Here is a 10,271-nt window from a genome sequence, read left to right as displayed (position 1 = left end):
TACACTGGGTTGTCGTGGTTGATGACGCCACACGGCCCCCGTAGCTCAGGGGATAGAGCACCGCTCTCCTAAAGCGGGTGTCGGCAGTTCGAATCTGCCCGGGGGCGCCGGAACACTTCACCCAACTGACAACCACTTCTTCGGGCTGAGCGCACCGACTGCGGCCTCGATCCGGAGCGGTGCAATCACAGCCCCGGTTCAGGGATCTCCCCGTCTTGACGTCGCCTGCCGTGATCCCTCGCCACTCGCACGACCATGGTCGGACACTGCGAATACGGCAACACCGACTGCGAGGTCGACCCGAGCAGAAGCCCGGCGAATCCGCCGCGTCCGCGCGAGCCGATGACGAGCACATCGGCAGTATCAGATGCCCGAACCAGCACCTCGGCGGGCTGGCCGTCGAAGAGGGTCCAGGTGACATCGAGGTTCGGGAATTCGTCTTTGAGCCTCTGCTTGGCCACGACGAGCTTGTCCGCGCCCTCGTTGACCAGGCGTTCGAGGTCGGCGGTGCTCGGCAGCCATTCGGGGCCGATGACCGTGGTGGTGATGACCGCAACGATGTGCAGCGGCGAACCTCGGCGTACGGCCAGGCGCGCGGCCTTCCACAGCGCCGGCGACTCGGCACCGAGGGAATCGACGCCGACGACGACCTTGCCGTCGAAGCGGATGCCTTCGATCGCCTCGGTGTCAGGGTCCGGTTCCTCGATCTCGACGCCGTCCTGACGGATCGGCCGGGAGGAGGTCGGGTGGGCGGTCTTCTCCGCATCGGCCTCCCACGAGGCGGGGACGACGACGGTCGGGCACGCCGAGTGAGCCGGCAGTGCGCTCGAGACCGTGCCGAGCAGTCGACCGGCGAATCCGCCTCGGCCGCGGGACCCGACGACGTTGAGCAGCCCGGACTTCGACTCGTCGATGAGCACGCCGGCGGCATCACCGATCTCGATGACGGCCTCGACGGGAACGCCCGCGGCCCTGACCTCCGCCGCGGCTTCCTTGAGGGTGTTCGTCACCGCGGCCCGGATCGAGGTGTCGTCGATCGGCACATAGGAGACATCGATCGCCGCGGCAGCCACGCTGGGAATCGTGTACGCGCCGACGAGCCTGATCGGCTTGTTCAGTGAGCGAGCTTCCTGGATCGCCCAGGCCAGCGCATTCCGGCTCGGTGGCGACCCGTCGATGCCGACGACCACCGCTTCGGGCTCTCCCGCAGGTGAGGCGTCAGTGTTCAGAGGGCGATCCTGCTCATTCATCCTGAGCTCCTTGTGTCGAAGCGAAGTGCTCTTTAGTCCACCCTAAAACACAATCGGGACGAGAACTTTGCCTATGTCACATCGTTATCCGAATCGGACCACACTCTGGACGATTCCCTCCCCCATCTGGGATGACGTCGGCGTCGAGGTCGGCTTCAGGCAGCCCGGGAGAGCTCCAGGAACGGGCGCCACTGCTCCACCGGCTTCTCGATTCCGCGCATCCAGAACTGGCCGAGGCGCGGCTCCTGAGGGCGCACGTTGAGCTTCCACCCGATCTCGGCCAAGGTCCGGTCGCCTTTGCGGTTGTTGCACTCCCGGCAGCAGGCGACGAGGTTCTCCCAGCTGTTGACGCCGCCGCGGGAGCGCGGGACGACGTGGTCGACCGTGGACGCGGCCTTCGCGCAGTATGCACAGCGGTGATTGTCCCGGCGCAGCACGCCGCGACGCGAGAGCGAGACCCTGCGGTCGTGGGGTGGGCGGACGTAGCGGGTGAGCAGGATGACGGAGGGCTGATCGAGACTCACATGCTCGGATCTCACCGGAATGTCCTCTGCGGCCAGCACCGTCGCCTTGCCCGTGAGTACCAGGACGACTGCTCTGGTGAACGGAACAATCGACAGTGGCTCGTATCCGGCATTCAGCACGAGAGTCTTCATATCTCGCCCCTCATCTTCGTATCATGGCCGCGCCCGTTCGGCACGACATCGTTCGCTGCGGCTCCGGGGAACACAAAAGGCGCCGTGCTCGCGCACGACGCCTTGAAAGAGGGCATGGAGACAAGTATGTGCTCCGCACCAGTGACTGGAGCGGCTATTCGAAATATTCGACTCTGCCCCATCTGCTTTCCCATCGGTAGTGGAACTCAATCTTCTCAAGAATAACGCCGGAGGGCCCCTGTGATCGAATTCATACCCCCGGCGTCACGGAATCTTTCATTCTCGTTCACCTTCCGCGCGTGGGTGAGGCGTCCGGCCGGGGTGCGTGACGCGTTCGGGCGACATGCGGGAGGCGTCCGGAAGGGGCGCGGGGACGTGTTGGAAGCGTCCGGGGATGCAGAAACTCCCCGTTCGACTCGAGGACCGTCGAGTCGAACGGGGAGTTTCTGAGAAGAGCTGATCAGAGAACGCGGATGAAGGTGACGTTGCCCATCCAGCTGTAGCTGCGCTTAGAGGTTCCCGAGCTCGGCGAACCTGCATCGTACATCTGTCCGCCACCGGCGTAGATGCCGACGTGGCCGGGGTGCCAGATGATGTCGCCGGGCTTGGCCTCCGAAGCGGAGACGACCTTGCCTGCACCCTTCTGAGCACCGGAGGTGCGGGGGAGGTTGACGCCGACCTTGCCGTAGACCCAGGAGGTGTAGCCGGAGCAGTCCCAGCCGCTCTGGCTGGTTCCACCGGAGACGTAGGGGGTTCCGACGCCCTTGGCGGCCCAGGCGAGCACCTGCTCGGCCTTGGAGCCGTCGATCGAACCGGCATCGTCGGAGGAGCCGGAGTCCTTGCTCTCGCTCTTGTCTCCGCTGTTGCCGGAGGTCGATGCGCCGCTGTTGGCGGACTCGTCGGAATCCGCGGTGGCGGTCTCGGAGGGAGTCGGCTTCGGCTCGGGTTTGGGAGCGGCCTTGGCGGTGACGGTCTGGGTCTCGATGCCGAAGGAGTCAGCCTTCTTCTCGGACTTCTTGTCCTTCGAGTCCTTGTCGGCGGAGACGGTGGCAGTCTGGTTCTGGAATTCGGCCTGGGGCGAAGCCTCGGCTTCGGCGGAGACGGCGACACTGTCGTCGGCACCCTGTCCTGCGGCCGGGAGGACTGCCGCTGTAAGCAGGCCACCGCTGGCGGCGACAACCGCTGCGCGGCGTCCGAAGACACCGGAGTTGGCGTTCAGGAGTTCAGTCAGTTCTGTCAGCGGTGTCTTGACCTTCGCCTCTGCGGCGCGGCGGCCATGCTGCTTAGTTGCCACGTTTTCCTCTCGTCACCTATTGGTACTTGCCCAACCGCCACTATCGGTCCTTGGTTTCTCACAGCGAGCGTGGCGTTCGGCTCTCGTTGCAAAGTCGTCCCCGTCGTGAACGACCTCCACAACTGTAACCAATCGGTGACCAATTGTCACGTTTCTGTCACAACCCCTGGAGGACATCCCTGAGGTTTTCCATAAACGTGCAGGTCAGAGGTCCAATAGAGATTCAAATCTCCGTAACATTTTTCGTTATACGACGTGACCCAGGGGGCGGCTGGCCGCGCCCTGGGTCACGTTGAACACTGTTTTGTAACAAATCGATGCGGTCGGTCATGGTGGACCGTGACCGCTGCCTGGCACTTCCTCGATCAGGCGGGACCGAGAATTCGCCGGGCTGAGCGCAGACTCACCGTGTGGGAGTCCGCTGTCCGGTCACTTCCGGTAGGCGAACACATGCGAGGCGGTGTCCAGCGGCAGGTCGAGGACGTCCTGAGCGCCGGGGACCTGAACGGTGATGTATTCCCCGTTGCGGGAGATCTCGACGTCGGTATCGGGAAGGACACCGGCGACCTGGAACTGCTGCAGCAGGTGGATGTCGACCTGCAGGGGTTCGGCCAGCCATGCGATGGTCAGCTGCTTCGCTCCGTCTCGACCGACGGCTGTGGCGAGGTCGACCACCTCGGTGGTCTTCGCTTCTTCGCCGCCGATGACACCGAGACCCGGGATCGGGTTGCCATAGGGACCGGACGAGGTCTCGGGCAGCAGGGTGACGAGCTTGCGCTCGACCTGCTCGCTCATCACGTGCTCCCACCGGCAGGCCTCGTCGTGGACGAGCTCCCATTCGAGTCCGATCACATCGGAGAGCAGACGTTCGGCCAGACGGTGCTTGCGCATGACTTCGGTGGCGATGCGACGCCCCTCGGGCGTGAGCTCGAGATGTCGATCATTGCTGACATGGAGCAGTCCGTCCCGCTCCATGCGTGCCACGGTCTGTGAAACGGTGGGACCGGAGTGATCCAATCGTTCAGCAATTCGCGCGCGCAGAGGCACGATCGACTGTTCCTCGAGCTCGATGATCGACTTGAGGTACATTTCGGTTGTATCAATGAGGTCGTTCACTTAAGACCAGCCACTCCACTCTTCGTCTTCAGGTCATCTCGACCGTTTCAGGCGTTGTCACCACTTCGGGCCATGCGACCCTGCTCCGGCCGCCGAACCCTTGCGAGTCCTCGCGGCCGTTGCGATCCAGCTCAATCCTATCGCGCGTTCAGCGGAACGCGTGAGTTCGACCGGCACCGGCGTATGCCGCCGCGCGCACGGTGCAGAATTCGCAATCCGCCCCGGCCTGTTCCCGCAGTCCGCAACTCGGCCTGTTCCGTCCCCGAACGGCCCCTGGCAATCGACTCCCGCAGTCCGCGCATTGACCATGACCATCCCGGCTTCGGCGTAACGCTCGAGGTGGGCCGAATATTTCGGCGGAGAAGTGGGGCAGCCGCGCTTCTCTGGAGTAGCCGCACGGCTCAGGAGCAGCCGCACCGCTCAGTGGCAGCCGCACATCTCAGGGGTAGAGGCGGGTCGTCGTCCACGCCGAGGCGTCATCGAGATCCGCCGGGTCGTGGCTGCCGTCGGCGCGGCGGAACACCCACCGGTCGTGGAAGCGGTTGCGCTGCCCCTGCCAGAACTCGATCTCGAAGACGCGGACGCGGAAGCCGCCCCAATGCTCGGGCCTGGGCACGTCTCTGCCTTCGAGCTCGCCCACGGCGGCATCGTATTCGGCCTGCATCCGATCCCGGTCGGTCACCGGCTGGGACTGCTTGGACACGCTCGCCGCGATCTGAGAGCCGCGGGGGCGGACCGCGAAGTAGGCGTCCGATTCATCCGGGGCGGCCACCTCGGCGAGTCCCCTGATCCGGATCTGACGTTCCATGTCCTGCCAGGGGAAGTTCACGGCCACCCGAGGATCGGCGCTCAGCTGCCGGCCCTTCGCGGAATCGTAGTCGGTGAAGAACATCAGTCCGCGTTCGTCGATGCCTTTGAGCAGGACGATGCGGGAGGACGGGCCCCATTCGTCGAGGGTCGACACGGTCATCGCGTTGGGTTCGCTCACGCGCTCGGCCGCGTCGTCGTACCACTGGCGGAACAGGGCCAGCGGCGAGGATTCGGGACGCTCGAAGGTGAGCGCCTGATAGGACTTCCGGGTCTGGGGCAGGCGATCGATTGGCTCACTCATACCTTCACTCTATGCCGCTCATTCTATGCCGCGGGGCTGACACGGGGGTGACACGGGCCATCGTCGCGAAGTCCTCCAATGACGAGACTGTGTCTCACGGCGGATCGACGCGTCGTAGAATGTCGAGCGTGACTGCGACGAAGACAACGATCCCAGACGAGATCCTGCCCGCCGACGGACGCTTCGGGTCCGGCCCGGCCCGCATCCGCCCTGCCCAGATCGAGGCCCTCAACTCCGCCGCCGCGACCGTGCTCGGCACGAGCCACCGCCAGGCACCGGTGAAGAACCTCGTCGGCCGCATCCGCACCGGCCTGGCCGAGCTGTTCGACCTGCCGGCCGGCTACGAGGTGGTCCTCGGCAACGGCGGCTCCACCGCCTTCTGGGACGTCGCGGCCTTCGGGCTCGTACGTCACCGGGCCGCGCATGCGACCTTCGGCGAGTTCGGCCAGAAGTTCGCCAAGGCGACCGACACCGCCCCGCACCTCGAGAGCTCGCTGATCCTCACCGCCGATCCCGGCACCTCGGCGATCCCCTCCCCCGCGACACTGGCCGCCGCCGGGCTCGATGCCGCCTCCGCCGATGGTGCCGCTGCTGGCGTCGCCCCCGATGTCTGGGCCTGGCCGCACAATGAGACCTCGACCGGCGTGGCCACGACCATCGCCCGACCGGAGGGCATCGACTCCGACGACCTCGTCGTCATCGACGCCACTTCCGGCGCCGGCGGCCTGCCCGTGTCGATCACCGAGACCGACGTCTACTACTTCGCCCCGCAGAAGAACATGGGCTCCGACGGCGGACTGTGGGTGGCGATCATGTCGCCGCGAGCCATCGCCCGCGCCGAGGAGATCAAGGCCTCCGGACGCTGGATCCCGGCATCTCTCGACCTCGTCACCGCGATCGAGAACTCGCGGAAGGACCAGACCTACAACACCCCGGCCGTGTCCACGCTGCTGCTCCTGGCCGAACAGATCGAATGGATCAACGGCAACGGCGGGCTCGAATGGGCAACCGCCAGGACCAAGGAGACCTCGGGCTTCGTCTACGACTGGGCCCAGGCCGCCGAGGTGGCCCACCCCTACGTGGAAGACCCGGCCGACCGCTCCTCCGTCGTCGCCACCATCGACTTCGACGATTCGGTCGATGCCGCCGCAATCGCCTCGGTGCTGCGAGCCAACGGCATCGTCGACGTGGAGCCGTACCGCAAGCTCGGACGCAACCAGCTGCGCATCGCCACCTTCGTCTCGGTCGACCCGGCCGACGTCAAGGCGCTGCTGAGCTGCCTCGACTACGTCATCGACGCCCTGGCCTGAGCGCGTTCGCGGCCGACTGCGCCTGCGTCAGGTACGTCCTACATAAACTGCCACATCCTACCGTTCCGGGACCAGTCCACTCTACGGTGCGGTGTGTCAGTTTATGTAGGACGTATTGCATTCGGCCGGCGCAGCAGCACTCGTCCGGCCTCCCCGGCCCGGGAAATCAGGCGAAGAAGTGGATGAGCACGCCGATGCCGTAGGTGATCGTCGCCAGCAGCGCGAGGATGAATTCGATCGCGGCACCCAGGCCGATGGCCTTGATCGACGACCAGCTCGAGTTCCAGGCCGTCTTCGCCTCCTGCAGGCGTAGGTACTCGGCGAGGTAGAGCCCGAGCACGAACCCGATCGGCAGTCCGAGCACGGGGATGACGAAGAAGCCGATCACGCCGAGCACCCCGCCGAGGAGCACCGACCGGTTCGGCACCTCCATGTCCTTGAGCTTGCGCCCGGTGAGCACGAGCGAGGCGCTCATGCCGCCGGCGACGAGGACGGCAACGATCGCGAAGATGATCCAGGCCAACGGTCCGCCGATGACGATCGCCCACACGAGGACCGCGATGCCGATGAGGATCGATCCGGGCAGCACGGGCACGATGATGCCGAGGCAGCCGACGAGAATCGCCAAGCCGACCAGCACCGAGGTGAGGCTGTCGATGTTCACGGGTGTCCGATCCGTTCGCCGAGGTGGTCCTGACTGTCCCGAGGAATCCGGAGGTTCTCGAACCTGCCGGGTTGTCCTGGGAGCGTGATTCCGATCCTAAGGGACGCACCTGGGGCCGCCCTGAAGACGAGGCTCACGGGTGCCCGTGGAAGCTCACGTGCAGGCGGATGCGCGATCTCGGGTCGTAGTGCAGGCGCAGGTTCTTGGCCACGATCATCCACACCAGTCCGACGGCGAAGGCGATGATGCCCGAGGCCGAACCGACGACCATCGCCATCCGCGGACCGAACAGGTCGGAGACCCATCCGGCCAAAGGTGCGCCGATCGGAGTTCCGCCCATGACGACGGCGGCGTAGATCGCCATCACCCGTCCGCGGTAGTGCGCGGGAGTCGTGGTCTGCACATAGGCATTGGCGGAAGTCATCATCGTCAGCGAGGCGAAGCCGACGAGCATGAGCGAGGCCGCGAAGACGTAGTAGTTGGGGATCAGGGATGCCGCACCTACGGCCAGACCGAAGCCGCCTGCCGCGCCGAAGATGAACCGCAGCCGCGGCTTCTCTCGCTTCGCCGAGGCCAGCGCTCCGGTCACCGAGCCGATGGCCATGACGGAGTTGAGCAGACCGAAGCCGCTGGCGTCCTTACCGAATTCAATCCTGGCCATTGTGGCGGTGTAGATGTTGAAGTTGAATCCGAAGGTGGCCACGATGAAGAGGACGACGAGCACGACAGTGACATCGGGGCGTCTGCGCAGGTACTTGAAGCCGCCGAGTATGCCGCCGTGCCCGCGCCGTCCCGAGGGATGGAGTCGGCTCTGGTCAAGACGGATGAGCACGGTCAGGGTCGCTGCGAAGCCCAGTCCGCTGATGAGGAACACCGGCCCGGCGCCGATGACTGCGGTGAGCACGCCGGCGACGGCGGGCCCGATCATCCGCGCGCCGTTGAAGGAGGCGGAGTTGAGGCTGACCGCGTTCGGCAGCAGTTTCTCACCGACGAGTTCGGAGACGAAGGCCTGCCGCGAAGGATTGTCGAGGGTGGCCAGGAGGCCGAGGGCGAGTGCGGTCAGGTAGACGTGCCACAGCTCGATGGCGTCGGTGATGACGAGGACGAACAGCAGCAGACCCACGGCCCCCAGCAGGGACTGGGTGACCATGAGCAGTCTGCGTTTGGAGAATCGGTCGGCGATCGCTCCCGCGAACGGGAACATGATGAGCTGCGGGCCCATCTGCAGGGCCATGGTGATGCCCAGGGCCGAGGCGTTGTTGTTCGTCAGGTAGGTGAGGACGATCCAGTCCTGGGCCGTCCTCTGCATCCACGTTCCGGTGTTCGAGATCAGGGCACCGGCGAACCAATGTCGGTAGTTCGGTTCTGCCAGCGACCGGAACGTGTGGGCCATCGAGTGTCTCAGCCCTCCTGGTACTCGAGTTCGCCGGCGGCGTAGTCGTCGACCACGGCATCAGCCGGTTCGTGGCTGGGCTTCTTCGCGTCGGTCTCGGAATGGGCTCCACAACCGGAGTCGAGACCGACGACGCGGCCGTCGAAGGGCGACCATTCGCTCGCGCAGACCCCGAACTTCGTCCGGAGGGAGCCGGCGATCGGCATCAGGTAGCCGCAGGACCCGCAGTGGGCGGAGGCACGCGAGGCGAACTCGCCCTCGGGCCCGGCGTCTGAGTCGGCCCAGCGGCTGGCCGCGGCCGAGATTCCGTCGGCCGAGAGCACTCGTTCACGGCCGATCCCGAACTCGAAGTTCGCGATCTGGTCGATATTGTCGGCCGCATTGTCCTCGGTCTGCTGGAAGCCCGGCTGCAAGTTCGGATCCCGATCGAGCTTGGGCAGGGTGTCGCGTGGGGTGAGGTCCCCGGGTTCGAGCCGCTGATCCCAGGGCACCCATTCGGGGGCCACGAGCGCATCGGGGCCGGGCAGCAGGGCGGTCTCGCAGACCGTGACCTTCTTCGACCGGGGCGCCCGGGCGAGGACGGCGACCCAGCGCCAGCCGCGGTAGGTCGGGTCGGTGCACACGAAGTAGTGGGTGACCAGGCGGGTGGCTTCGGCCACGGAGCCGAGGTGCTCGCCGACCACGGAGGTTCCGGCCACCTCGGTGATGGCGGAGCGGGCGATGTCGATCGCCGCCGCCAGCTGGGTGTCGAGAACGATCTTCTCGGTGCCCGACTTCGCGGTCCGGCCGGATTTCGCGGGCTTCGCCGAGGCGGTCGCCGCGTCGGTTCCGGACGTGTCGGCTGGAGCCGCCGCAGCGTCGCTCGCAGCTGTCTCAGCGTCGCTCGCGGCCGTCGCAGTCGTTCCCGCGGGGTCGGCGGAATTAGGCTGGGCAGTCTGCCTGGCCAGCCACTCATTGAACAGCGATGACATCAGGACTCCAAATCGTCGGCGATCGCCCGCAGCAGGGATGCCACCTTGTTCCCGTGCGAGGGATCCGGGTAGCGACCGTGCTGCAGTCCGTTGTTGAGGTCATCCAATACCTTGATGACATCTTCCACCATAACTGCCATGTCCTCGGCCGGGCGCTGGCGGACCTTCGCGACCTTGGTCGGGGCGCTCAGCGGGCGGGCCTTGAGCACCTGTGCGCCGCGCCGGGAGTCGACGACGTCGTATTCGAGGCGGGTGCCCTTCGTGACCTCGACGCCCTCGGGCAGGACCGAGGAGTGGAGGAAGGCCTGGGAGCCGTCCTCGGCGACGACGAAGCCGAAGCCTTTGTCGGTGTCGAACCATTTCACGCGTCCGGTAGGCATAGCGTCCTTTCCCTATGTGATGCTCAGTGTCTGGTGGTCGGCGGCTGGGGTGCCCCCGACTCTCTCGTCTCACACCGTCGCGGTGACGGTGCGTGGTGAAGTCTGTGTGGTGCGTCGGCTCCGTGG

The 10,271-nt window shown here is 65.8% G+C and carries 10 protein-coding genes and 1 tRNA gene; 2 read left to right on the top strand and 9 right to left on the bottom strand.

Going from position 1 to position 10,271, the window contains the following annotated elements:
* Nucleotides 1–34: 34 nt before the first annotated feature.
* A tRNA-Arg gene (locus tag ACH82I_RS14705) sits at nt 35–107 on the top strand.
* A 78-nt stretch (nt 108–185) separates the two neighbouring features.
* Here ACH82I_RS14705 and ACH82I_RS14700 read toward each other — a convergent pair.
* The 5 genes from ACH82I_RS14700 to pdxH form a co-directional block, all read right to left on the bottom strand.
* Nucleotides 186–1,250 carry a universal stress protein gene (locus ACH82I_RS14700; RefSeq protein ID WP_413333644.1) on the bottom strand — a complete coding sequence of 355 codons (1,065 nt, stop codon included), beginning with the start codon at nt 1,248–1,250 and terminating at the stop codon, nt 186–188.
* Between the two features lie 155 nt (nt 1,251–1,405).
* Nucleotides 1,406–1,906, bottom strand: coding sequence for an HNH endonuclease (locus ACH82I_RS14695; RefSeq protein WP_230744602.1), 501 nt, complete (start codon nt 1,904–1,906; stop codon nt 1,406–1,408).
* 460 nt (nt 1,907–2,366) lie between these two features.
* Complete coding sequence (locus ACH82I_RS14690; RefSeq protein WP_230744601.1) at nt 2,367–3,200, bottom strand: C40 family peptidase; 834 nt, start codon at nt 3,198–3,200, stop codon at nt 2,367–2,369.
* A 429-nt stretch (nt 3,201–3,629) separates the two neighbouring features.
* A complete protein-coding gene (locus ACH82I_RS14685) occupies nt 3,630–4,316 on the bottom strand; it encodes a metal-dependent transcriptional regulator (RefSeq protein WP_230744600.1) in 687 nt (228 codons plus the stop codon).
* A 439-nt stretch (nt 4,317–4,755) separates the two neighbouring features.
* The gene (pdxH, locus tag ACH82I_RS14680; RefSeq protein ID WP_413333641.1) at nt 4,756–5,427 is read right to left on the bottom strand and encodes a pyridoxamine 5'-phosphate oxidase; all 672 of its coding nucleotides are present in this window, start codon (nt 5,425–5,427) and stop codon (nt 4,756–4,758) included.
* A gap of 128 nt (nt 5,428–5,555) precedes the next feature.
* Here pdxH and serC point away from each other — a divergent pair, with 128 nt between their 5' ends.
* Nucleotides 5,556–6,737, top strand: a complete 1,182-nt coding sequence (serC, locus tag ACH82I_RS14675) for a phosphoserine transaminase (RefSeq protein ID WP_413333639.1) — start codon at nt 5,556–5,558, stop codon at nt 6,735–6,737.
* Between the two features lie 166 nt (nt 6,738–6,903).
* Here serC and ACH82I_RS14670 read toward each other — a convergent pair whose 3' ends face one another.
* The 4 genes from ACH82I_RS14670 to ACH82I_RS14655 form a co-directional block, all read right to left on the bottom strand.
* The gene (locus ACH82I_RS14670; protein ID WP_230744597.1) at nt 6,904–7,401 is read right to left on the bottom strand and encodes a DUF456 domain-containing protein; all 498 of its coding nucleotides are present in this window, start codon (nt 7,399–7,401) and stop codon (nt 6,904–6,906) included.
* A gap of 133 nt (nt 7,402–7,534) precedes the next feature.
* Nucleotides 7,535–8,794: an MFS transporter gene (locus ACH82I_RS14665; protein WP_413333636.1), complete on the bottom strand. Its 1,260-nt coding sequence runs from the start codon at nt 8,792–8,794 to the stop codon at nt 7,535–7,537.
* Nucleotides 8,795–8,802: 8 nt separating this feature from the next.
* A complete protein-coding gene (locus tag ACH82I_RS14660) occupies nt 8,803–9,765 on the bottom strand; it encodes a DUF3027 domain-containing protein (protein WP_413333634.1) in 963 nt (320 codons plus the stop codon).
* Complete coding sequence (locus ACH82I_RS14655) at nt 9,765–10,145, bottom strand: cold-shock protein (protein ID WP_230744594.1); 381 nt, start codon at nt 10,143–10,145, stop codon at nt 9,765–9,767. The genes ACH82I_RS14660 and ACH82I_RS14655 overlap by 1 nt, the downstream gene beginning before the upstream one ends.
* Nucleotides 10,146–10,271 lie beyond the last annotated feature (126 nt).

The sequence above is a fragment of the Brevibacterium sp. GP-SGM9 genome, from assembly GCF_047300845.1.
Classification (GTDB): Bacteria; Actinomycetota; Actinomycetes; order Actinomycetales; family Brevibacteriaceae; genus Brevibacterium.
The sequence above is the reverse complement of the archived record's forward strand: the minus strand, read 5'-3'. Positions and strand labels throughout refer to the sequence as shown.

Bases quoted from the DNA above. Each gene is read 5' to 3' on its own strand.
- ACH82I_RS14700 (WP_413333644.1), bottom strand. From the start codon at position 1,250: ATGAATGAGCAGGATCGCCCTCTGAACACTGACGCCTCACCTGCGGGA.
- ACH82I_RS14695 (WP_230744602.1), bottom strand. From the start codon at position 1,906: ATGAAGACTCTCGTGCTGAATGCCGGATACGAGCCACTGTCGATTGTT.
- pdxH (WP_413333641.1), bottom strand. From the start codon at position 5,427: ATGAGTGAGCCAATCGATCGCCTGCCCCAGACCCGGAAGTCCTATCAG.
- ACH82I_RS14665 (WP_413333636.1), bottom strand. From the start codon at position 8,794: ATGGCCCACACGTTCCGGTCGCTGGCAGAACCGAACTACCGACATTGG.
- ACH82I_RS14660 (WP_413333634.1), bottom strand. From the start codon at position 9,765: ATGTCATCGCTGTTCAATGAGTGGCTGGCCAGGCAGACTGCCCAGCCT.
- ACH82I_RS14655 (WP_230744594.1), bottom strand. From the start codon at position 10,145: ATGCCTACCGGACGCGTGAAATGGTTCGACACCGACAAAGGCTTCGGC.